Genomic DNA, 22,082 nt, shown 5'->3' with positions numbered 1-22,082 from the left:
CCATGCAGCACTCCCCCCTCCCGGAAACCGTCGGCATCGAGAAGCTGCGGGCCTGGTGGTCCCACCGGCAGTGGCTGGACCGCCCGCACACCGGGGCATCCGCCGCCGAGGTGCTGGCCGCCACCGGCTGGGCCCGCTCGGTCGGCGGCGCGGCCCCGTACCTGGGCCTGTTCGCCCGGGCCGGGCTCGGGCGGGCGGAGGTGGACGCGGCGGTGGCGGCGCTGGAGGTGCACGAGCTGCCGGCCGCCCGCGGCTGCACCTACGTGCTGCCGGCCGCCGACTTCGCGCTCGGCCTGGCGGTCGGCGCGGCCGCCCCGGAGGGTGAACTGGCCGCCGCGGCGAAGCACCTGGGGGTCGGCCGGGACGAGGTGGAGCAGCTCTGCCTGGCCGTCGAGCGGGCGCTGTCGGACAGCGGTCCGCTGGATCCGACCACGATCCGGGAGGCGGTCGGCGACGCCGTCCGGCCGCTCGGCGAGGCGGGCCGCAAGCGCGGCCTGTCGACCACCCTGCCGCTCGCCCTCGGGCTGATGCAGTCGCGCGGCCGGATCCGCCGGGTGCCGGTCAACGGCCGCCTGGACCAGCAGCGCTACGGCTACGTCGGCTGGGACCAGCCGGTCGCCGGGGCCGCCGTCGACCTCGCCCGCCGCTACTTCTCCTGGGCCGGGCCGGCCACCCTGGGGCACTTCCGCTGGTTCTCCGGCTTCACCGCGGCCACCGCCCGCCGGGCCGTCGCCGAGGCCGGAGCCGCCCCGCTCGCGCCCGGCTCCGACCTGCTGCTGCTGCCGGAACTCGCCCGGGAGTTTGCCGAGTTCGAGGTGCCCACCGAGCCGCACTACACCCTGCTGGCCGGCATCGACGGCATCCACCTGCTGCACCGCGACCTGTCCCGGCTGCTCGACCCGGCCGACGCCGCCCGCCCGCTGCCCGCCGGCCGGGCCGGACGCACCTTCGGCAGCGAGGCCGACCCGCAGACCCATCTGGTCCTGGACCGCGGCCGGATCGTCGGCCTGTGGGAGTACGACACCGAGCGGGCCGAGATCGTCCACCAGTCCTTCGTCCCCCCGGACGACGCGCTGCGCGAGGCGGTGGCCCGCACCGAGGCGTTCGTCCGGGACGAACTCGGCGACGCCCGCGGCTTCAGCCTCGACTCGCCGAAGAGCCGCGCCCCGAAGATCGCCGCGCTGCGGGCGTCCGCGACCGCCCTCGGGCCCGTCGGCCGGCGGGCCCGGTAGCGTACGGCCCATGTCGACCACCACCACCGACGAGGTCCTGATCGTCACCGGCGCCGGTCGCGGCATCGGCGCCGCCACCGCCCTGCTGGCCGCCCGCCGCGGCTACCGGGTGTGCGTCAACTACCGTACGGACGAGGCCTCGGCCGCCGCCGTCGTGGACGCCGTCCGGGCCGCCGGGGGAACCGCGATCGCCGTCCGGGCCGACGTCAGCCGCAGCGCCGACGTGGAACGGCTGTTCACCGTCGTGGACTCCGAACTCGGGCTGCTCACCGGGCTGGTGAACAACGCGGGCACGCTGGAGCGGCAGTGCCGGCTGGAGGAGATCGACGAGGACCGGCTGAACCGGATCTGGGCCGCCAACATCACCGGCCCGTTCCTGTGCGCGGCCCAGGCCGTCCGCCGGATGTCCACCCGGCACGGCGGACGCGGCGGCGCGATCGTCAACGTCGGCTCGGCCGCCTCCCGGATCGGCTCGCCCAACGAGTACGTCGACTACGCGGCCGCCAAGGGCGCCGTGGACTCGATGACCCGCGGGCTGGCGCTGGAGGTCGCCGACGAGGGCATCCGGGTCAACTGCGTGCGCCCGGGCCTGATCCGCACCGGCATCCACGCGCTCGGCGGCGAGCCGGGCCGGGTCGACCGGGTCGCGCCCCACCTGCCGATGCGGCGCGGCGGGGAGCCGGAGGAGGTCGCCGAGGCGATCCTCTTCCTGCTGTCGCCGGCCGCCTCGTACACCACGGGGGCGTTCCTGGAGGTCTCCGGCGGGCGCTGAGAACCCTGTTCGGCGTCCACCGGACGCCGAACGGTCCTCTCCGGTTTCCTTCCCCGCGCTCCGTCCGCCCCCGTACCGTGGGGCCATGACCGACGCCTTCATCGACATCCCCGGTGTGCGCAACTTCCGTGACGCGGGCGGGATCGGCGCGCTGCGCCGGGGTGTGCTGTACCGCTCCGGCTCCCTCCACACGCTCACCGAGGAGGGCGCCCGGAAGCTCAAGGACCTCGGTCTGCGGACGGTGGTCGACCTGCGCAGCCCGTTCGAGCTGGAGACCTGGCCGGACCAGCGGCACGGCCTCGACCACGAGTCCCTGCACCTGCCCACCCTGCCCGCCGACCGCGCCGACCTCGACCGCCCCTGGCCCGAGGACCAGGCCGCCCTCTACACCTTCATGCCGGAGACCGCCGGTCCCTCGCTCAGCGCGATCATCCGCCGACTGGCCGCCCCGGAGGCCGTGCCGGTGATCGTGCACTGCGCGGTCGGCAAGGACCGCACCGGCCTCACCGTCGCCGTCCTGCAGTCCCTGCTGGGCGCCTCGGACGCCGACGTCACCGCCGACTTCCTGCTCTCCAACCGCGGCCTCGGCCTCGACCGGGGCCCGATCCCGTACATCGACGAGACCGGCAGCGAGCGCCTCTCCCGGCCGGTCGGCGCCGAGCTCATCGCCTCCTCCCTCGCCTGGATCCGCACCCACCACGGCACCCTCCCCGGCTACCTCCGCGCCCACGGCGTCACCGACACCGACCTGGACGCCCTGCGGGCCAACCTCTCGGCCTGAGGAGTCGGACCCCGAGCGTCACCCCTGGCGCTCGAAGCGCCACCACTGGGTGGGGGAGTCGACGTCCTCCCACTGCTGGACGACCCCGTCCGGGGCCTCGGGGGCGGTCAGCGGCTTGCCGCTGATGAAGCTGGTGACAGCGTACGTCCCCGGGGCGTCGACGTGGGCCTCCAGCAGCCACTCCTGGGCGCCGAAGGCATTGGCGGACCACTGCTGGATCGGGACGCCGTCCTCCGGGGAGGCGCCGGTGACGTCGAGACGCTTGCCGCTGCCGGCGTTCTCGATGTGGAACAGGGCGCCCCCGGGGTGGACGGCGGCGAGCTGCCAGAGCTGGGCGTCGGAGCCGTCGTCCGCGCCGACGCGGATGCGGGCGCCGCTGCGCCGGGAGGCCTCGGCGACCTCCAGCAGCAGGCCGCTGCCCACGTTGCGGATCCGGTAGCGGCCGTCGGTGATCGCGCTGTCAGTCATGCCGGGAGTCTCCCACCGGGCGCTGACAGACCGCCTCGTAGCCGAAGACCGCCGGGCAGCAGCCCGAGGTGGCCGGGGTAGTGGACGGACAGCGCCGCCCGGTCGGGCTCGGCGGAGGCCGGCCCGGCCATGTGCTGCCCGGCGCGGGCGGCGTCCTCGGGCCCGAAGTGCACCCGCCGGCACCAGGGGGAAGGGGGAACGCGGTCACCGCGCGAGTGACCGTCACCCGGCGAGGGACGGGGGCGTTTCCGGTGGACCGACCGGGCCGCCTATGCTGCGGCGAATGTCCACCGAGCAGAACGCCGAACAACACCCCGGGCCGACCTCCGGTCCGCTTCCGTCGCAGCGTCAGCAGCCCACCCTCCTGGAGGCGGTGGCCGAACTGGAGGCGGTGGTCGCGGCCGGCGACGACGAGCGCTTCGGCCCGGCCCTCGGCCTGGTCGGCGGGCTGTTCGGCCCGGCCGGGCCGGCCGATCGACGGGCCGCCGGGCCCCGGCTGGCCGCACTGCTGCCGGACGCCCCGCCGTTCCCCCGGGCGCACCTGGCGATGGTGGTGGGCGCCTGCGTGGAGTCCGGGGCCGACCCGGTGGCCTGCGCCGGACCGGTGCTGGCCGGCCTGCGCGGGGCGCTGACCGGCGCCCAGCGGCTGGTCGAGGGCTGGGCGCGCACCGGCGGCGGCCCGCTGCCGGACCAGGAGGAGGACGATCCGGCCGAGGCGCACGCCCGGATCGAGAGCCCCGGGCACCTCGACGCCTGGAACGCCCACCTGGCCGTGGTCGGCTGGTGGACGCTGCACCTGTGGCAGCAGGCCGCCTGGGCGGTGTACGCCCACGCATCGGTCCGGGCCGAGGCCCGCGCCTCGGGCGTCACCGAGGTGCTGCTGGAGCTGTTCGACCGTTACGAGGGCGAACGGCACGACTTCAAGGGCCTGACCCACCTGGCGCTGATGCTCGACGACGAGCCGCTGCTGGTGCTCGACCGCCCCACCGGCACCGGCTACCTGCTGCGGATGAGCGGCCTGAGCGACACCTTCCAGCTGCACACCCTGCTCGCCGACCTGCTGATCGGCGGCGGCCACCTGCCCGGCGACCCGCAGGACCCCGAGGTGGTGGCGCTGGCCCGCACGGAGTTCCTGGACGGCCGCCGGCTGATCGCCACCGGCGCCTTCAACCTGGTGGCGCCGGACGGGTCCTGGCTCTGGAACGAGGGCACGCCCAGCGACATCCCGGTGGTGGACGGGGTGCGCACCCTGGTGCTGGAGCCGCTGCCGTACGAGCGCAGCTGGTCGGCCGGGCGCTTCATCCAGGAGATCCCGGGCGACCTGCGGCTGGAGCGGGTGCTGGACCCGGCGGAGGCGGCGCGCCGACTGGCCCGGACGGTGCCGGGGACGTCCACGGTCTCGGCCTTCGGGTAGGGACCCGCCCGTGGCCCTCCCGTTCGCCGGGTTATGGTCGGAAGCCGGACGCACGGTCCCTACGAGCCCCACGAACGGGCCCCACGAAACGGAGTCGACGATGGCGAAGGTCCCGAACGCGCTCGCGGCCGCCGCGCCCGCCGCGCTGACCGCGGCGAGCGGTCTGGTCGGCGGTTACGGCGTGGCCCGCTGGAGCGGTCGGCGCGAACTGGGCGGCGCCGTGCTGGCGGTGGCCGGGGCCGGGGCGGCCGCGCAGTGGCGCCGGAGCTCGGGCACGGCCGCCGCGGCGGCGCTGACCGGCCTGTACGTGGCGGCCTTCGGCGGCTCGCACCCGCTGGCGAAGCGGATCGGCGCCTGGCCGTCCGTGTTCGCCGTCACCGGGGTGGTCGCCGCGGCTTCCGCGGCCGCGACCGTGCTGTCGGCCCGCAGGCGCTAGGCGTTCCGACGCGCCGGACGGGACGGGACCACCGCCGCGCCGAACCGCGCCTCGAAGGCGGCCCGGTTCGCCGAGACCGGTGAGCGGTCCCAGACCGCGAACACCACCTGCTCGAACGCGCCCCCGTACCGGGCCAGCGCACCCTCGAAGGCCTCGGCGACCTGGGCCGGGTCGTTGCGGAACACCCCGCAGCCCCAGGCGCCGAGCACCAGGGCGCGGACCTCGTGCCGGGCCGCCGCCGCGAGCACCCGGACGGCCCGCTCGGCGAGCACCCGCCGGACGTCCGCACCGGCCGAACGCCGTTCCAGCTGACCGGCGTTGGGCGCCGGCGAGGTCAGGAAGGTGACCGGGTACGGCTGGGCCCGGAGTTCTCCCCGGCCGCCGCGGATCACCGGCACCGCGGGCGAGACGATCACCCGGTGGCTGTACCGCAGGTCCGTCGAGGCCCGGTGCGCCTCGTAGTAGTCCGGCGCCTCGACCAGGCAGCTGTACAGCAGCGCGCTGCGGCACAGGTCCTCCTCCTGGGCGCGGGCGCCGCGCAGGTAGCCGCCGCCGGGGTTTCGGGCGGAGGCGAAGTTCAGCACCCCGACCGGCCCGGCCCCGGCCGCGACCAGCCGCCGGGCGGCCTCCATGCTCCCCTCGGCCGTCACCTCGATCCGCCCGCCCGCGGGCCCGGGCCCGCGCTCCCCCTCCGCCAGCATCGCGTCGAGGTCCGCCGGCGCGTACGACACCGTGCCGGCCCTGGCCGCCGCCAGCTGCTCCCCCACCTGCACGAGTTCGCCCCCGGCCGTCCGGTAGCTCCCCCGCGCGGCGATCTCCTCGTTCACCCGTGCCACGTCATGCAGTCTGCTGCTCATGGCCGTGACGCTACGGGACTACCGGCATCGCGCGCCACAGGTTATTCTCACCTCCAGAACAACACCTCGGGGGGCGGGCAGCAGCGGGGTGTTCGGGGGGATCGGGGGAACACGGGGGAACACGAAGGGCCCGCTCCGGGAAACGGAGCGGGCCCTTCGGGTGTGCGTCAGGCGTCAGTTCTTCCAGCGCGGCTTGCGGTCGTCGCGGTTGAAGCCGCCGCCGTTGAAGCCACCGCGGTCGCGGTCGAAGCCGCCGCGGTCACGGTTGAAGCCACCGCGGTCGGACTGCGGACGGCCGCCGGAGCGGTGGTCGTCGCGGCGCGAGAACGGACGGCTGCTGCTGCCGCCGCGCTCGTCGCGCTCCCGGCCGAAGGACGGGCGGTCGCCGAAGGAACGGGCCGGACGGTCGCCGAAGGAGCGGCCGCCGCGGTCGTCACGGTCGCGGTTGAAGCCACCGCGGTCGCCGCGGTCGTCACGGTTGAAGCCACCCGAGCGACGGTCGTCGCGGTCACGGCCGGCACCGAAGCCACCACGGTCGCGGTTGAAGCCGCCACGGTCGCCGCGGTCGTCACGGTTGAAGCCACCCGAGCGACGGTCGTCGCGGTCACGGCCGGCACCGAAGCCACCACGGTCACGGTTGAAGCCGCCACGGTCGCCGCGGTCGCCGCGGTCGTCACGGTTGAAACCGCCCGAACGACGGTCGTCGCGGTCACGGCCGGCACCGAAGCCGCCGGAACGGCGGTCGTCACGGTCGCGGTCACGGCCGCCGAAGCCACCGGAACGGCGGTCGTCGCGGTCACGGTCGCGGTCACGGTCACGGTCGCGGCCGAAGGCCGGGCGCTCGGTGCGCGCCTCGCGGTACGAGGGGGCGCGCTCCTCGGCCTGCGGCGCGGCGGCGGCCGGGGCCTCCGCGGCGACCGGGGCGTCGGCCTGGGCGGTCTCCTCGCCGGCCTCGGCGGCGGCCGGGGCCTCGTCCTCGATGCCCAGCTCGGCCCGCTCGCGCGCCGCACGGGCGGCCAGGCGGTCGGCCTCCTCGCGCAGCTCGGTGGCGCGGCGCTGCGCGCGCTCCAGCTGGCGGGTCATGTCGGCGAGCTCGCGCTCGGCGGCACCGGCGATGTTCGCGGCGCTCTCGGCCTGCACCTCGGTGAGCGAGCGGGCGCCGGTGATCTTGGCGACCTCGGCGTCGAAGGCGTGGTCCAGGATGTGGCGGCTGGCGTCGACGCCCGCGTCCTCCATCAGGCGGAAGACGCCGCGGCGCTGGTGCGGCAGCACCAGGGTGACGACGGCACCGGAGCGGCCGGCGCGCGCGGTGCGGCCGGAACGGTGCAGGTAGTCCTTGTGGTCGCCGGCCGGGTCCACGTTGAGGACCAGGTCGATGCCGTCGACGTGGATGCCGCGGGCGGCGACGTCGGTGGCGACGACGACGTTGACGTAGCCGTCCTTGAAGTCGCCGAGGACGCGGGTGCGGGCGCCCTGGGTCATGCCGCCGTGCAGCGCGTCGGCCTTCACGCCGGCCTCGATCAGCTGCTCGGCGACGCGGTCGGCGCCCATCTGGGTGCGGACGAAGATGATCGTGCGGCCCTTGCGGGCGGCGATCGCGTTGGTGATCGGCGCCTTGTCCTTGGGCTTCACCACGAGGATGTGGTGGGTCATGGTGGTGACGGCGCCGGCCGACGGGTCGACCTCGTGGGTGACCGGGCTCTTCAGGTAGCGCTTCACCAGGGTGTCGATCTCGTTCTCCAGGGTGGCGGAGAACAGCAGGCGCTGGCCGCCGGCCGGCACCTGGTCGAGGATCTCGGTGACCTCGGGCAGGAAGCCCATGTCGGCCATCTGGTCGGCCTCGTCGAGGACGACGGTCCGGACGTCGTCCAGCTTGGCGGCGCCGCGGTTCAGCAGGTCGCGCAGACGGCCGGGGGTGGCGACCAGGATGTCGACGCCGCGCTCCAGCGCGTAGATCTGGTTCGACATCGAGGTGCCGCCGCAGACGACCTTGAGGCGCAGGCCGAGCACCGAGCCGAAGGGCTCCAGGGCGTCGGCGACCTGCATGGCCAGCTCGCGGGTCGGGACCAGGATCAGGCCGCGCGGGTGCTTGGCGCGGGTGCGCTCGCCGTCGGCCAGGCGGGTCAGCAGCGGCAGGCCGAAGCTGAGGGTCTTGCCGGAGCCGGTGCGGCCGCGGCCCAGCACGTCCTTGCCGGCCAGGGCGTCCGGGATGGTCGCGGCCTGGATCGGGAACGGGGTGGTCACGCCGCGCTTGGCGAGGGCACGGACGACGTCGTCGTGCAGGCCCAGGTCGCCGAAGGTGATGGTGGGCTCGGCGGGCTCGGTGGCCTCGACCGTCTCCTCGACGGTCTCGGCGGTGATCTCCTCGGCCGACTCCGCGGCCTCGGTGATCAGATCGGTGGAATCGGTGACATCGGCGGCGGCCTCGTTCGCGGGCATGGCGAAGCGGGCGTCGTCAACGAGAGACATGCAAAACCTTCCGGAAGTGGCACGCGCCAAAGTCCGGGGTTCTGTTTCACAACCGCCTCTATGCGGTCAGCCACGGATCGCCGGAACGCGCCAAGGGCGCCAGTTGGGAATGGGGCGCCAGTCAAATGGATCAAACGAACGATCTACCACCATAGAGGACCCTGGGGATCGGAGGCAAATGCCCAGGCCAGCCCGCTATTGGGTGGCCGCTCGAGGGCTCGGGGCCGAGGAACCGGAGCTGCCGGCGGAGGGCTCCGGGCCCGGCGGGACGGTCGCGGCAGGCGTGGTGTGCTCGGGCGCGGGGGTGCTGGACGGGTGGGCGCTCGGCGTGGCCGACGGGGTCGCCGGACCGCCGCCGGAACGGCCCTCGCCGGTACCGCCGGTGCCCGTCGAACCGCCGCCCGAGGTGCCGCCCGAGGTGCCGCCGGGGTGCGGTGCGGGGCTGGAATTCGCGCCGCCCGTCGAGGTGTTGCCGCCGGGCGCGCCCTCGGGAGCGGGCGCCCCGGGCACCGGGACCACGCCGGCCACCGTGCCGTTCGCGCCGGGCGTGAGCTCGCCCGGCGCGGCGGTCGTGGCCCCGGCCGGCGCGTTCTCGGCCTGCAGGCCCCCCTGGTGCTCCGCGCGCCCCGAGGCGCCCCCCGGGTGCCCGACGCCCGGCGAGGCCGAGGGACCGCCCGTCACCCCCGGCCGGCCCGCCGGACCGGCCTGCCCGACCGGCGCCACCCCGCCGTGCTTCTCGTCCGCCGCCGGACCGACCGACATGCACCCCGTCAGCCCCAGCCCGGCCACCGCCAGCACCGCCGCCGCCCGTACCGCGCGCGACCGCAGCGCAACCGGCTCCCGCACCGCCGCTCCCGATCGCACCGCCCGCACCGAAGCCACCGCGCTCACTCTCCTGCCGCCCCACCCGGGCCGCCCACTGGCGCGCGGCCGCTTTCGGTGCCCAACGCGCGCCGGGCCCCGCGGGACACGGGTCGGTGCGGCAGTTCTCGGCCGCCGCAGGACGCCGGCGGCCCGGAACCGCGGCCGCCCCAGCTCCCTCGGCCGCCTCGGCCCCCGCGGCCGCCTCAGCCCCAGATCGCCGAGGCCAGCTCCGCCCCCGCGTACACCGCCGTCAGCCCGGCCGCCAGGCTCCCGGCCACGTTCGCCAGCGCGTACCGCCCGGCGCCGGACTCGGCCAGCCGCAGCGTCTCGTACGAGAACGTCGAGTAGGTGGTCAGTGCCCCGCAGAAGCCCGTACCGACCAGCAGTTGGACGTGCGAGGAGGCCGCGCCGGCCGCCACCGCCCCGGCCAGCAGGCCGAGCACCAGGCAGCCGAACACGTTCACCGCGAAGGTGCCCCACGGGAACACCGAGTCGTACCGGGACTGCACCGCCCGGTCGGCCAGGTACCGCAGCGGAGCGCCGACCACCGCGCCCGCCACCACCAGCAGCCAGTTCACTCCGAACCCCCGCCCGCACCCCGGCCCCGGTGGTGGACGACCTCGCAGTGGTCCAGCAGCACCAGACCCTCCGTGACCAGCTCCTCCAGCTGCGGCAGGAACGCCCGCACCCGGTCCTCCTGGTCCACGACCACCACCGCCACCGGCAGGTCCTCGCTCAGCGACAGCAGCCGCGCGGTGTGCACCAGCGAGGAGGCCCCGAACCCCTCGATCCCCCGGAACACGCTCGCCCCGGCCAGCCCGGCCGCCCGCGCCCGGTGCACGATCTCGCTGTACAGCGGGCGGTGGTGCCAGGTGTCGCTCTCGCCCACCAGCACGGTCAGCCGCAGCGCCGGTCCGCTCAGCCGGCTCACCGGGCACCGCCGCGGTGGATCACGCGCCGGGTCAGCGCCGCCGCCGCCCACACCGCGCCGAGCGCACCCACCAGGGTCAGCCCCAGGTACGCCAGCCCGGGCCCCGGCCGCCCGGCCACCAGCAGCCGTCGGATGTCCACCGCGTACGTCGAGAAGGTGGTGAACCCGCCCAGCACCCCGGTACCGAAGAACGGCCGCAGCAGCGGGTGCGCCGGACGCCCCTCGGCGATCGCCACCAGGAACACCCCGATCACCGCGCAGCCGACCACGTTGACCAGCAGCGTCGTCCACGGGAAGGCCGACGGCCCGGTCCCCCAGCCCAGCCCGGCCGCGTACCGCGCCACCGCCCCGATGGCCCCACCCACCGCGACCACCGCCACGACCGGACCCTGCCCGCGCAGCACCGACGGCCGTTCGCGCACCGGCGTCGTGCTCTCCACCGTGTCCTCCGAGGTCGCCACGAATCCCATCAAACACCGCTGTCCGCTGCCTGGCACACCGTCACCCGAGACCCGACAATGATCCGGTGGAAATGACCCGGGAAGAGTTCGAGACGCTGGTCGGCGACGCCCTGGACCAGATCCCCCCGCAGCTCGCGGCCATGATGGACAACGTCGCGGTCTTCGTCGAGGACGAGCCCGACCCGAGCGACCCCGAACTCCTCGGCCTCTACGAGGGCACCCCGCTCACCGAGCGCGGCGAGTGGTACGCCGGCGTCCTGCCCGACCGGATCCTGATCTACCGCGGCCCCACCCTGCGGCACTGCGAGACCCACGAGCAGGTCGTCGACGAGGTCCGCACCACCGTCATCCACGAGGTCGCCCACCACTTCGGCTTCGACGACCACGAGCTCGACGAACTCGGCTGGTCCTGACCTCCGCCCCGCCCGGCGCAAACCCGTTTTGGCGATCCGCCCCGCATCCCATATGCTTCTCGACGTCCCCGGAACGCTGGAAACAGCCGGACGGGCCGCAAGCCCTCATCGTCTAGTGGCCCAGGACGCCGCCCTTTCAAGGCGGTAGCACGGGTTCGAATCCCGTTGGGGGCACGCAGTACCGTAGTAAAGTGCAGTGCCGCAAGACCTTAGTGGTTCGCCACTACCAGGTCCCGTGGAGCAGTTGGTTAGCTCGCCACCCTGTCAAGGTGGAGGTCGCGGGTTCAAGTCCCGTCGGGATCGCTCCGTCTCGCAAGAGACGGCGCAGTACGGCCAGGTAGCTCAGTTGGTACGAGCGTCCGCCTGAAAAGCGGAAGGTCGCCGGTTCGACCCCGGCCCTGGCCACAGTCGCCTGAAAAGGCAGAACGGCCCCGGAGAGATTGCTCTCCGGGGCCGTTTTCATGTCCCGTGCGCCAACCGGTGCGCCAACGGCTCAGCCGAGCTTGTCACTCAGCGACCCGAGGGCCCCTCGTGCTCCGCGGCGGACCGCAGGCGGTCAAGGCGAAAAATCTCCGGCTCTCCGCGGCAACCTTTCCGGTCTCCGTGGCCACTCAGTGGTGTCCGGCCAAGTGGTTCGGTCAGATGCGACGGCTGAAAGAGAGCACAGACGTGTCCCTTGAACGAGAGCACAGAGACGCCCCCCGCCCACCCCACGCCGTCAGTGGCGCCGCACGGGTGGGCGGGCACGGGCGGGGAACCCGTCCGTCGCATCGCGCCCGTCGGCTGTACCAGCGCCGGGGTTTCTGGGCGACCGTCGGCCTGGCGGTCGTGGGCGCCACCGTGACCGTCGTCAACACGGCCTCGGCGGGCACCGTGGCCGTGGACACGAACCCCTGGTACCTGCTGGTCAACCGCGGCACCGGCCAGGTGCTGGACGACTACGGCTACGGCGGGTACGACGGCGCCCCGGTGGTGCAGTGGAGCCGCACCGGCGATGCGAACCAGCAGTGGAAGTTCATCGACGCGGGTGACGGGAACTACCGGCTGCAGAACCGGTACTCCGGAAAGGTGCTGGACGACTACGGCTGGTCGAAGGCCGAAGGCTCCCAGGTGAGGCAGTGGCGTGACCTGAACGGCGCCAACCAGCAGTTCCATCTGGAGAAGTCGTCGGACGGCTACGTCCGTCTGATCAACACCTTCAACGGCAAGGCCGTCGAGGTCCCGCTCGGCTCCAAGACCGACGGCGGCCAGATCGCCCAGTACCACGACTGGAACGGCGCCAACCAGCAGTGGCAGCTCGTCCCGGCCGGCAGCGCCGGAGGCACCGGGAACCCAGGGGGCTCCGGGAACCCGGGGGGCTCCGGCAGCGGCGCCACGCCCACCAAACCTGCCACGCCGGGCGGCAGCGCTCCGACGGGCCAGGCCCCGAGCGGTAACCACCCGACGTCTGCGGCGCCGGCTCCGGCCGGCGGCGGCGGCGGCAACTCGGCGAAGAGTTTCATGGGCAGCAACACGGTGCTCATCGGCGGCTCGATGTCCGACGCGTCGGCGAGCGCCGCGCCGTTCGACGTGCAGTACGCCTACGTGCACAGCCAGCCCGCGCCCTCCTCGGACTACTACACGGCGGCCCGCTGCCAGGACGGGTGGACGGGCTGGTGGGGCTGCTGGAACGGCAGCACCACGGCGCCCGGCACATACGTGACCTGGCGGGACGCCAAGGCGGCCCAGGAGACCTACCAGGGCAAGCCGCGCCCGCAGAAGTTCCTCTGGACCTGGTACTCGCTGCGCGACCTCGGCGACGCGGCGGGCCAGGGCGACGGTCCGGGCGAGGTCAAGGCCATCAACAGGGCCGACCTGCTCACCCGGTACCTGAACGACTACCGCTTCTTCCTCCAGAAGATCGGCACCTCGCACGACATGATCGACCTCGAACCCGACTTCTGGGGCTACGTCCGGTCGCTCGGCGACCCGCACCAGGTCGCCGCGCAGGTCACGGCCTCGAACTCGACGGACTGCGGATCGCAGGAGAACAGCGCCGCCGGCCTCGCCCAGTGCCTGATCTCGATGGCGCACAAGTACGCTCCGAACACCGCCGTCGGAATGCACCTGTCCTGCTTCGACTGGCAGCAGAACACCCCGCAGTGCGTCAAGGACTACGCGAGCCTCGGGGCGCGGAACGCCGACTTCCTGGCCACCGACGTGTCGGACCGCGACGCGGGCTGGTACGCGCAGCCGGCCCACGGCGGCCTCGACAAGTTCTGGAACGACCAGAAGGCCGCCGCCCAGATGTCGTTCTACAAGACGATGGCCGAGTCCGTGGGCAAGCCGGTGGTCCTGTGGCAGATCCCCGTGGGCAACATGGCGCAGAACAACACCCTCAACCACTACAAGGACGACAAGGTCGACTGGTTCTTCGCCCACATGGACCAGGTGGCGAACGCGCACATCGCCGGTCTGATGTTCGGCTCGGGGCAGCAGGAACAGACCTCGCCCGAGACCGACGGCGGAAACCTGATCAACAAGACGATCGCGTACCGCAACTCGGGCGGTACAGCGCTCAAGTAGGCGAAGGAACGACTGTGGCCCCGCCCTTCGGTGGGGCCACAGTCGTTCTCCCGGCCGGGCGGACTCCCGCGAGTCCGGAGGGGCGGGCGCCGCTCGGCCGGTGGTGGTGTCAGAGGGCCGGGAAGGCGGGGAAGGTGCAGGTGGGTGCCCTGCCCGGGCCGTTGGCGGTGGTCAGGGTGACGTCGGGGCCGGACGGCTGGAGGTTGGTGTCGGTGGCGGTGATGCGGGCGTTGGCGGCGGTCGCCGCGGTGACGTCGAGGTTGACGTGTCGCAGGGTCAGTTCGAGCGGGCGGGTCCTGTCCAGTCCGACGAGCGTGGATTTCGCGCCCCGGGGGGAGTGGGTCGCGGTGACGCCGTCGACGGTGATCCCGGTGAACCAGGGGGTGTTGGGGCCGCTGCCGCCGGAGTAGTGGGTGTCGAAGACGAGCGGGGCGCGGACGGCGTCGAGGCAGGTGTTCAGGTAGGTGACGCCGGTGACCCGGCCGCCGTTGGCGGGGGAGCTCTTGATGCGGAGGCCGGTGCTGGAGCCGCTGGCGTTGCCGAGGGCGTCGGTGCCGGTGAGGGTGTTGTCGCGGAAGAGGACGTTGGTCACGCCGCTGGTGGTCTCGCTGCCGATGGAGATGCCGTGGGTGCCGTAGAAGTGGTTGTTCGTCACGGTGATGTTGCTGCTGGGCCTGTTGCCGCCCTTGATGGCGATGCCGTCGTCGCCGTCCATGACGGAGGAGTCGGTGATGGTGACGTTGGCGGCGCCGGCCGGGTCGATGCCGTCGGTGTTGCGGGCGGTGGCGGGGGTCCTGATGCGTACGCCCCAGGCGGTGAAGCCGTTGCCGCCGTTGTAGACGACGTGGAAGTTGGGGGAGTTCAGCAGGTCGACGTGGTAGAGGGTGAAGTTGTCGGAGTTGTCGGCCTGGATCAGGCGAGGGTTGTTCTGGTTGGAGCCGGCCTTCTGGGCGTCGCCGGCGAGCTGCCACCAGCTGGTGGTGGTGCCGAGGACGGTCTGGTCGCCGCGGCCGTCGATCCGGCCCTGGCTGCCGTCGGCGGCGCGGACGGCCTCGATGCCGGCGTTGGCTCCGGCGACGCTGATCAGTGGTTTGCAGCCGCCGCCGGAGGAGGCGAGGGTGCCGCAGCGCGGCTTGCCGCTGATCTGGTAGTCGGCGGGGTTGCGTGAGCCGTAGAGGGTGACTCCGCTGTCCAGCACTAGGACTTCGCCTTGGTGGACGGCCAGCGGTCCGGTGAGGAAGGCGTTGCGGCTGGAGTCCGTCGCCTGCAGGCGGACGGCCACGGTCTGCTGTCCGGTCCGGGCGCAGGTGTCGAGGGCGTGCTGGATGCGGGTCGTGTCCGGTGGGCTGGTTTCGCTGCCCTGGTCGGCGGTGCGGGTGGGCATGGTCCGGGCGGCGGGAACGGTGGCACAGACGCTGGTGGGCAGTGCGGGCTCGGTGACATGGCGGGTGTCACCGGTCGCTGTTGCGGCCGGCACGGTCGATCGCGTGTGGGCCTTCGGGGTCTGGGCGGCCTGGGCGATCAGGGGGACGGTGGCGCCCAGGACGGCGAGGACTCCGGCGGTGGCGAGCACGCGACGGGTCGCCGGGCGTCGGCGGTGTGGGCGTCGGTCGAGATCTGGCAACGGTCGGTCCTTCTGGAGCGGCGGCCCGCGGACGCGGGCCGGATTCTCCATCAGTTGCCGTCGGGACACGAAAGGTTGCCGTGCGGAAGCGCGTGCTCCTTCCGGCCGGGCGCGCCGCCTCCGGGCGCACGTCTCACCGCGGGGAGGAGAAGTGCCCCCCGACTGCGAGGGCGCCGTCGGAGTCCGAGGCGTCCGCACGGTAGGTGTCGTCCCGCGGATCCCGCTGGCCCGTGGCGTGGTTGTACTGGGCCGCGAAGACGTGCTGCCCCGGCGGCACCGTGCAGCCGGGCTTGAGCGTCCAGCGGTAGACCAGCGCACCGCCCTGGTCCTGCACGGTGGCGGCGAACCACTCGGCGGGCAGGGTCTGCCAGTAGCCGGTGTTCTGCACCCCGCCGGTCTGGGCGATCCGCAGCTCGACGGTGAGGGTGGCGAGCGGTTGGGTGGTCTTGAGCGTGAGGTTGCTCTGCGCCCAGTAGATCGTGCTGTGGGGGTCGACAGAGCCGTCCGACGACAGCGCTCCCTGCTGGGCCTGCACGCCGCCGGACGGTGACCGGCTCGGAGTGCCCGTCGGCACGGTCGAGCTCGGGCCGCCCGTCGGCACGGTCGGGACCGGCCTGCCCGACGACACGCTCGGGGCGGAGCCACCCGTCGGCAGGTTCAGGGTCGGTCCGCCCGTCGGCACGGTCGAGCTCGGGCCACCCGTCGGCACGGTCGGGGTCGGGCTGCCGGTGGGCGGGACGAAGGGCGTAGGACTCACCGTCGCCGTTGCGGTGGATGTGGGAGCGGTCGCGATGTCGGGCCGTGGTGGCGAACTCCGGACCACGGCGGCGACTGCCACGCCGAGGGCCAGGATGCCCGCCGTGGCGACGGAAACGAGAGCCGCCCTCGGCCAGGACCGCCTCACCCGCGGCCCGAGGTGGCGGGTCGCGGCGGGTGTCATGCCGCGTTCCATCCGGGCCTGGATCCGGGCGCGGTCGGGCTGATGCTGCTCGGCGGCATCGCGAAGCAGCCCAGCGACCTCCTCGTTCAACGACTCCTCCTGCCCGTCACCAGTTCTCCGGCCGCGCGAGCGCCCAGCATCCGTTCCAGCTCGGCCATACCCTTCGAGGTCTGGCTCTTCACCGTACCGACCGACACTCCGAGAGCCAGCGCCGTGTCCCGCTCCGACAGGTCGAAGGCGTGCCGCAGCACCACACACACCCGCTTGCGGAACGGCAACCGCGCCAAAGCCGTCCTCACGTCCACCACGGCAGCCACGTCCGGGCCCTCGGTCCGCTCCGACCGGTGGGACCAGAACAAGGTGATCCGCCGCCTTTCACGCACCGAACTCCGGATCCGGGCCCGCGCCAGGTTGGCCACGACGCCCCGCGCATACGCGAGCGGCTGCTCCGCTGCGCGCAGCCGGTCCCATCGCTGCCACAGGGCGAGCAGCGCATCAGCCGCCAGGTCGTCGGCCGCATCCGCTTCGCCCGTCAGGAGGTGGGCGAAGCGGGCGAGTTCGGCGTAATGGCGTTCGAAGAATCCATGGAACTCCGCGGACGCATCATCGAAGAGCATGTCCGTCGGCAGCCTCTCAGTGCGTTGTTGGCGCTCACATCCGAAAGCGGGGGAGCGGAAGCGTACCAATCGGTAGCCTGCCCCGGTTCATCAAGTGGCCCTGCCCGTGCACGTCGGCGTCGCGGGACTTGAAGGATGCATGACACAACAACGGGCGGGGCCGTGCCCATCCGTCCGGCGGAAAATTCTTCTTCCGAACGGCAACCTTCCCGCGGGCCGCGGCAACTGACGGGTAACCGGGGCGTTAGACGGAGGCCCCCAGCGCCAGAAGGACAAGCCTTTGCCAGAACAGAACCGCTCTCATCGCCGCCGTCCGGCAACCCGCCGCGTGGTCGCCGCCGCCGTTGTCCTCGCCGCCGTGGGTGCCGCCGTGCCGCTGGTCGCTCAGGCCGCGTTCACGTCGAACGCCAGCACGCCGACCACGCTGGGCGCGGGGGCGGCCGGCAGCGGCCGCTACTTCGGCACGGCGGTGGCCGCGGGCAGGCTCGGGGACTCGACGTACTCCACCATCCTCGACCGGGAGTTCAACGCGGTAACCCCCGAGAACGAGATGAAGTGGGACAGCACCGAACCCTCCCGGGGCTCGTTCAACTTCGGCCCCGCCGACGCGATCGTCGGCCACGCCGCCGCGCACGGCCAGAAGGTGCGCGGCCACACCCTGGTCTGGCACTCCCAGCTGCCCGGCTGGGTCGGCTCGATCAACGACGCCAACACCCTGCGCAGCGTCATGGACAACCACATCACGCAGGAGATGACCCACTACAAGGGCAAGATCTACGCCTGGGACGTGGTGAACGAGGCCTTCGCCGACGGCCCCAGCGGCCAGCACCGCAGCTCGGTGTTCCAGAACGTGCTGGGCAACGGCTTCATCGAAGAGGCGTTCCGCACCGCCCGGGGCGTCGACCCCGGGGCGAAGCTCTGCTACAACGACTACAACATCGAGAACTGGTCCGACGCCAAGACCCAGGGCGTCTACAACATGGTCAAGGACTTCAAGTCCCGCGGCGTGCCGATCGACTGCGTCGGGTTCCAGAGCCACTTCGGCGCGGGCGGCCCGCCGGCGAACTTCCGGACCACCCTGTCGAGCTTCGCCGCGCTCGGCGTGGACGTCCAGATCACCGAGCTCGACATCGCCCAGGCCCCCGCGAGCGCGTACACCGACGCCGTCCGGGACTGCCTCGACGTCGCCCGCTGCACGGGCATCTCGGTGTGGGGCATCCGCGACAGCGACTCGTGGCGCGGCGGTGAGAACCCGCTGCTGTTCGACGCCAGTGGCAACAAGAAGCCCGCCTACGCCGCAGCGCTCACCGCCCTCGGCGGCAGCAGCAGCGGCGGCGGCGGCACACAGGGCGGGGGCATCAGCTCCGGCACCGTCTACTCGCTCGCCGCAGCGGTCGGCGGACGCGTTCTGGACGAGCCCGCCGGACAGAACGGCAACGGCACCCCGCTTCAGGTGTGGGACGCCAACGGCGACGCGGCCAACCAGCACTGGCGCGCCGACCGCAACGGCGACGGCTCCTACACGTTCACCAACCTCGCCAGCGGCCGGGTCCTGGACGAGCCCGGCGGCCGGACGGCCAACGGCACCAAGCCGCTGGTCTGGGACGCCAACGGCGGTGCCAACCAGCACTGGCGCGCCGAGCGCAACGCCGACGGCTCCTACACCCTGATCAACGTCGCCAGCGGCCGGGCACTCGAACTCCCCGGCGGCCAGAGCGCCAACGGCACCTCCGTCCAGGTCTGGGACTCCTGGGGCGCCGCCAACCAGCACTGGAACCTCGTCTCGTCCGCACCGACGGCCGGCGGCACCTGCACCCTCCCGTCGACGTACCACTGGTCCTCGACCGGCGCACTGGCCCAGCCGGCGAACGGCTGGGGCGCGGTGAAGGACTTCACCGACGTGGTCTACAACGGCAAGCACCTGGTCTACGCGTCGAACGTGAACGGCTCCTCGTACGGCTCGATGATGTTCAGCCCCTTCACCAACTGGTCCGACATGGCCTCGGCCCCCCAGACCGGGATGAGCCAGGCCGCGGTGGCGCCGACGCTGTTCTACTTCGCGCCGAAGAAGATCTGGGTGCTGGCCTACCAGTGGGGCCAGTGGCCGTTCGTCTACCGCACGTCCAGCGACCCGACCAACCCCAACGGCTGGTCCGCGCCGCAGCCGCTGTTCACCGGCAGCATCCCCAACTCCGGCACCGGCCCGATCGACCAGACCCTGATCGCCGACGACCAGAACATGTACCTGTTCTTCGCCGGTGACAACGGCAGCATCTACCGGGCGAGCATGCCCATCAGCAACTTCCCGGGCAACTTCGGCTCCTCCTACACCACGGTCATGAGCGACTCGGAGAAGAACCTCTTCGAGGCCCCGCAGGTCTACAAGGTCAAGGGCCAGAACCAGTACCTGATGATCGTCGAGGCCCGCGGCGCGAACGAGCAGCGCTACTTCCGCTCCTTCACCGCCTCCAGCCTGAACGGCTCCTGGACCCCGCAGGCCGCCAGCGAGAACAACCCCTTCGCGGGCAAGGCCAACAGCGGTGCCACCTGGACCAACGACATCAGCCACGGCGACCTGGTCCGCAACAACCCCGACCAGACCATGACCATCGACCCCTGCAACCTCCAACTCCTCTACCAAGGCAAGTCCCCCACCGCCACCGGCCCCTACGACCGACTGCCGTGGCGGCCCGGCGTCCTCACCCTCCAGCGCTGACCCCGCCCGATCCACGGTGATCGCGATCGGGTGCGGCCCGCCGGCGCGTGGACGAGCGGTTCACGCCACGGGCAGCCCCACCCGCTGACCGGCACCGAGGCCGCCGGTTCGACCCCGGCCCCGGCCACCGCCGGGAAAGCCCCGGAGAGAACTCTCCGGGGCTTTCCCGCTACCTCCCTGCCGCAGCGGGCGGCTGACCGCCCCTCATCGGGCGAGCCGGGCCGTCAGCCAGTCGGCGGTGGCCGGGAGCCAGTCGGGGAGGGCGGTGCCGAGCAGGTGGTTGCCGTGCGGGACGAGCAGCAGCTCGGCGTTCGGGGCCCGCTCGGCAAGGACGGTGGCGTTGGTGATGCCGGGGATGCGGTCCTCACCGCCCTCGACCACCAGCAACGGAAGGGTGATCGTCGGCGCGAGCTCGGTCAGGTCGAGCCGGTCGGCGAAGGCCCGGGCCGCCTCGGGGCCGCCGCAGCGCTGGCCGAGCGTCTCGGTGACGAACGGCACCAGGCCCGCCCAGTCCAGCCGGTACGGCCCGCTGACCGCCACCGCGGCGCGCAGCCGCCGCTCGTGGGCGGCGGCCACCGCCGCGTAGTAACCGCCCAGGCTGAGCCCGACCACCGCGGTGCGACCCAGATCCAGACCGTCGTACGCCGCGAGCGCGTCCAGCGCCCGGCCCACCACCCGGTGGTAGTCCGGCTCCGGCGCACTGCCCGCGGCCAGGACGCCCTGCCCCGGCCCGTCGATCGCCAGCACGGCGAGCCCCCTGGCCAGCAGCGCGTCGGCGAGCGCGTGGAACTCCTCCTTCCCCGAGTCCATGCCCGGCACGATCAGCACCACCGGGCCGCCACCCGCCGCCGGCCGACGCAGCCAGCCCGCGAAGCCCTCGCCCTCGACCCGCGCCGCCTCCGGCTCCAGCAGCGCCAACGACCGCCGCATCGCCTCGTCGGCCTCGGCGGCCAGCCGGGCGGCGCCGGCCCGGTCGGGGTGCGGCATCAGTCCGGCCGCGTGGAACCAGCGGGCGGCACTGCGGTAGGCGCCGCCCGCGGTGACCGTACGCCCCTCGGCGGCGGCGACCCCGGCCTCGGCGGCGTACCGGCGCCCGACGGCCCCGAACGCGGCCGGCCAGTCGCGCAGCGAACCCAGTGAACCGGTCACCCGGTCGTACTCGTACAGGTCGAGACCGGCACCGTGGGCGCGCGGTCGGGTCTCCGCGATGAACGCGGGCAGCAGACCAGGGGTATCGACGAATGACACGATGAGAGTTCCTTTCCAGCAATCAGGCGACGGTCAGCACGGCCTTGCCGCGGATCCGCCGGTCGCGCAGGTCGGTGAGGGTGGTCGCGGTCCGCTCCCAGGGCGCGACCAGGCCGATCTCCGGAGTCAGCCGGCCGGCCGCCGCCAGACGCACCAGGGTGGCCAGGTCCTCGCCGTCCGGGACGTCCGAGTCGGCGTAGTGGAAGTGCCGCAGGACGGCCGACTCGGGCCCGGCGAAGAAGTCGAAGAAGTTCAGCGTGGCCGGCGTGCGCGAGGCCTGCCCGAACCAGACCAGAGTGCCCCGCCGGGCCAACCGGGCCAGCGCCAGCGGCAGGTTCGCCCCACCGGTGGACTCCAGCACCAGGTCGTACGGCCCCCGGGCCTCGCCCAGCTCGTGCACCACCTCGGCCGCCCCCAGCTCGGCCAGCCTCCGACCGCGCTCCGGAGAAGCCGTGACGACGGTCAACTCGGCCCCCGCCGCCGCGGCCAGCTCGGTGAAGTAGTGCCCCACCCCACCGGACGCCCCCGTCAACAGCACCCGCCGCCCGGCCACCGCCCCCACCGTCCGCAACAGCCGCAGCGCCGTCAGCCCCGCCAACGGCAACGCAGCCGCCCGAACGGCATCCACACTGTCCGGCAGCTCCGCCAACGAGGACACCGGCACACACACGTACTCGGCCCACCCCGCCGCCGGCGGATGCCCCACCACCCGCCGACACACCGCAGGCCCCGACCCGTCAGCCGCAGCCTGCACCACCAGCCCGGCCACGTCCTTCCCCGGCCGCCACCCGTCCCTCGGCGCCTCCAGCTGGAACGTCTCCCCCCGGTTCACCGAGAACGCCTCCACCTTCACCAACACCTCCCCCGGCCCCGGCCGCGGCTGCTCCACCTCCGCCAACCGCACCGGCTCCCCCGCATCCCCCGTCGCCACCAGCGCCTTCATCCCCACTCCTCACCTCACCGGAGCCCCCACTCCACCGCCCCCACCACCCCCGGGTCCAACAACCACCGGACAGCAACGACAACCACCAGCTGTCACCCCTTCGGCACCCCACCGCCCCCGCGCCTGCCCCGTCCGTGGAGCGACCGCGGAAAGCCCTGCAGGAGGCGGCCTCCTCCCCCTCCCAGGGCGCGCGGGCAACGCCCCGCGCGCCCACCCCACACCCCTCACCCCCACACCCAACCCAGGCGAGAGGGACGCGCTGCGGGAGGGGGCGGTGGAGGGGGTGGGTGCGGAAGGGGGCGTGACGGGTGATTTTCAGACTGCCAACGGT

Annotated in this window: 20 protein-coding genes and 3 tRNA genes; 11 read left to right on the top strand and 12 right to left on the bottom strand. The window is 73.4% G+C overall.

Features of this window, described 5'->3' with window-relative positions; translation table 11 throughout:
* Positions 1–2 precede the first annotated feature (2 nt).
* From ACZ6Z8_RS35320 to ACZ6Z8_RS35310, 3 genes are all read left to right on the top strand, one after another.
* On the top strand, positions 3–1,232 hold the full coding sequence (locus tag ACZ6Z8_RS35320; RefSeq protein ID WP_465614096.1) for a DNA glycosylase AlkZ-like family protein: 1,230 nt from the start codon (positions 3–5) through the stop codon (positions 1,230–1,232).
* A 10-nt stretch (positions 1,233–1,242) separates the two neighbouring features.
* Positions 1,243–2,004: an SDR family oxidoreductase gene (locus ACZ6Z8_RS35315; RefSeq protein ID WP_465614095.1), complete on the top strand. Its 762-nt coding sequence runs from the start codon at positions 1,243–1,245 to the stop codon at positions 2,002–2,004.
* Positions 2,005–2,089: 85 nt separating this feature from the next.
* The gene (locus ACZ6Z8_RS35310; RefSeq protein WP_465614094.1) at positions 2,090–2,785 is read left to right on the top strand and encodes a tyrosine-protein phosphatase; all 696 of its coding nucleotides are present in this window, start codon (positions 2,090–2,092) and stop codon (positions 2,783–2,785) included.
* An 18-nt stretch (positions 2,786–2,803) separates the two neighbouring features.
* Here the strand turns inward: ACZ6Z8_RS35310 and ACZ6Z8_RS35305 are convergent, their stop codons facing one another.
* Complete coding sequence (locus ACZ6Z8_RS35305; RefSeq protein WP_465614093.1) at positions 2,804–3,436, bottom strand: RICIN domain-containing protein; 633 nt, start codon at positions 3,434–3,436, stop codon at positions 2,804–2,806.
* 100 nt (positions 3,437–3,536) lie between these two features.
* On the opposite strand from ACZ6Z8_RS35305, the gene ACZ6Z8_RS35300 reads away from it, so the two are divergent.
* Entirely contained in the window at positions 3,537–4,667 is a 1,131-nt protein-coding gene (locus ACZ6Z8_RS35300; RefSeq protein ID WP_465614092.1) for a hypothetical protein, read from the top strand.
* Between the two features lie 100 nt (positions 4,668–4,767).
* Positions 4,768–5,103: a hypothetical protein gene (locus ACZ6Z8_RS35295; RefSeq protein ID WP_465614091.1), complete on the top strand. Its 336-nt coding sequence runs from the start codon at positions 4,768–4,770 to the stop codon at positions 5,101–5,103.
* Here the strand turns inward: ACZ6Z8_RS35295 and ACZ6Z8_RS35290 are convergent.
* The 6 genes from ACZ6Z8_RS35290 to crcB (ACZ6Z8_RS35265) all read right to left on the bottom strand — a co-directional run bounded on the left by ACZ6Z8_RS35290 (position 5,100) and on the right by crcB (ACZ6Z8_RS35265) (position 10,694).
* Entirely contained in the window at positions 5,100–5,960 is an 861-nt protein-coding gene (locus ACZ6Z8_RS35290) for a TIGR02452 family protein (RefSeq protein ID WP_465614090.1), read from the bottom strand. The genes ACZ6Z8_RS35295 and ACZ6Z8_RS35290 overlap by 4 nt on opposite strands.
* 174 nt (positions 5,961–6,134) lie before the next feature.
* Positions 6,135–8,429, bottom strand: coding sequence for a DEAD/DEAH box helicase (locus tag ACZ6Z8_RS35285; RefSeq protein ID WP_465614089.1), 2,295 nt, complete (start codon positions 8,427–8,429; stop codon positions 6,135–6,137).
* A gap of 195 nt (positions 8,430–8,624) precedes the next feature.
* The gene (locus ACZ6Z8_RS35280; protein ID WP_465614088.1) at positions 8,625–9,275 is read right to left on the bottom strand and encodes a hypothetical protein; all 651 of its coding nucleotides are present in this window, start codon (positions 9,273–9,275) and stop codon (positions 8,625–8,627) included.
* Positions 9,276–9,496: 221 nt separating this feature from the next.
* Entirely contained in the window at positions 9,497–9,871 is a 375-nt protein-coding gene (gene crcB / locus ACZ6Z8_RS35275) for a fluoride efflux transporter CrcB (protein ID WP_465614087.1), read from the bottom strand.
* Positions 9,868–10,224, bottom strand: a complete 357-nt coding sequence (locus tag ACZ6Z8_RS35270) for a DUF190 domain-containing protein (RefSeq protein WP_465614086.1) — start codon at positions 10,222–10,224, stop codon at positions 9,868–9,870. The genes crcB (ACZ6Z8_RS35275) and ACZ6Z8_RS35270 overlap by 4 nt, the downstream gene beginning before the upstream one ends.
* Positions 10,221–10,694 (bottom strand): fluoride efflux transporter CrcB, encoded by a 474-nt coding sequence (crcB, locus tag ACZ6Z8_RS35265; RefSeq protein ID WP_465614085.1) that lies wholly within the window; start codon positions 10,692–10,694, stop codon positions 10,221–10,223. Before crcB (ACZ6Z8_RS35265) ends, ACZ6Z8_RS35270 begins: the two co-directional genes overlap by 4 nt.
* 62 nt (positions 10,695–10,756) lie before the next feature.
* Between crcB (ACZ6Z8_RS35265) and ACZ6Z8_RS35260 the strand changes: the two genes are divergently transcribed.
* The 5 genes from ACZ6Z8_RS35260 to ACZ6Z8_RS35240 all read left to right on the top strand — a co-directional run bounded on the left by ACZ6Z8_RS35260 (position 10,757) and on the right by ACZ6Z8_RS35240 (position 13,663).
* Positions 10,757–11,098: a metallopeptidase family protein gene (locus ACZ6Z8_RS35260; protein ID WP_465614084.1), complete on the top strand. Its 342-nt coding sequence runs from the start codon at positions 10,757–10,759 to the stop codon at positions 11,096–11,098.
* A 101-nt stretch (positions 11,099–11,199) separates the two neighbouring features.
* Positions 11,200–11,272: transfer RNA gene (locus tag ACZ6Z8_RS35255), tRNA-Glu, on the top strand.
* Between the two features lie 55 nt (positions 11,273–11,327).
* Positions 11,328–11,401: transfer RNA gene (locus tag ACZ6Z8_RS35250), tRNA-Asp, on the top strand.
* A gap of 28 nt (positions 11,402–11,429) precedes the next feature.
* Positions 11,430–11,503 (top strand) — tRNA-Phe (locus ACZ6Z8_RS35245).
* Positions 11,504–11,926: 423 nt separating this feature from the next.
* Positions 11,927–13,663: an RICIN domain-containing protein gene (locus ACZ6Z8_RS35240; RefSeq protein WP_465614083.1), complete on the top strand. Its 1,737-nt coding sequence runs from the start codon at positions 11,927–11,929 to the stop codon at positions 13,661–13,663.
* Positions 13,664–13,772: 109 nt separating this feature from the next.
* Here ACZ6Z8_RS35240 and ACZ6Z8_RS35235 read toward each other — a convergent pair whose 3' ends face one another.
* The 3 genes from ACZ6Z8_RS35235 to ACZ6Z8_RS35225 all read right to left on the bottom strand — a co-directional run bounded on the left by ACZ6Z8_RS35235 (position 13,773) and on the right by ACZ6Z8_RS35225 (position 16,844).
* Positions 13,773–15,287, bottom strand: coding sequence for a glycoside hydrolase family 28 protein (locus ACZ6Z8_RS35235; protein WP_465614082.1), 1,515 nt, complete (start codon positions 15,285–15,287; stop codon positions 13,773–13,775).
* Positions 15,288–15,420: 133 nt separating this feature from the next.
* Entirely contained in the window at positions 15,421–15,822 is a 402-nt protein-coding gene (locus ACZ6Z8_RS35230) for a hypothetical protein (protein ID WP_465614081.1), read from the bottom strand.
* A 491-nt stretch (positions 15,823–16,313) separates the two neighbouring features.
* Positions 16,314–16,844 (bottom strand): SigE family RNA polymerase sigma factor, encoded by a 531-nt coding sequence (locus ACZ6Z8_RS35225; protein WP_465614080.1) that lies wholly within the window; start codon positions 16,842–16,844, stop codon positions 16,314–16,316.
* Positions 16,845–17,172: 328 nt separating this feature from the next.
* On the opposite strand from ACZ6Z8_RS35225, the gene ACZ6Z8_RS35220 reads away from it, so the two are divergent.
* Positions 17,173–19,560 carry a non-reducing end alpha-L-arabinofuranosidase family hydrolase gene (locus ACZ6Z8_RS35220; RefSeq protein ID WP_465614140.1) on the top strand — a complete coding sequence of 796 codons (2,388 nt, stop codon included), beginning with the start codon at positions 17,173–17,175 and terminating at the stop codon, positions 19,558–19,560.
* 204 nt (positions 19,561–19,764) lie between these two features.
* Here the strand turns inward: ACZ6Z8_RS35220 and ACZ6Z8_RS35215 are convergent, their stop codons facing one another.
* Together ACZ6Z8_RS35215 and ACZ6Z8_RS35210 are read right to left on the bottom strand one after the other, a co-directional pair.
* Positions 19,765–20,808 (bottom strand): alpha/beta hydrolase family protein, encoded by a 1,044-nt coding sequence (locus ACZ6Z8_RS35215; RefSeq protein ID WP_465614079.1) that lies wholly within the window; start codon positions 20,806–20,808, stop codon positions 19,765–19,767.
* A 22-nt stretch (positions 20,809–20,830) separates the two neighbouring features.
* The gene (locus ACZ6Z8_RS35210; protein WP_465614078.1) at positions 20,831–21,751 is read right to left on the bottom strand and encodes a zinc-binding dehydrogenase; all 921 of its coding nucleotides are present in this window, start codon (positions 21,749–21,751) and stop codon (positions 20,831–20,833) included.
* Positions 21,752–22,082 lie beyond the last annotated feature (331 nt).

The sequence above is a fragment of the Kitasatospora sp. NPDC101108 genome (assembly GCF_055584725.1).
This window is presented reverse-complemented; position numbering and strand designations above follow the sequence as displayed.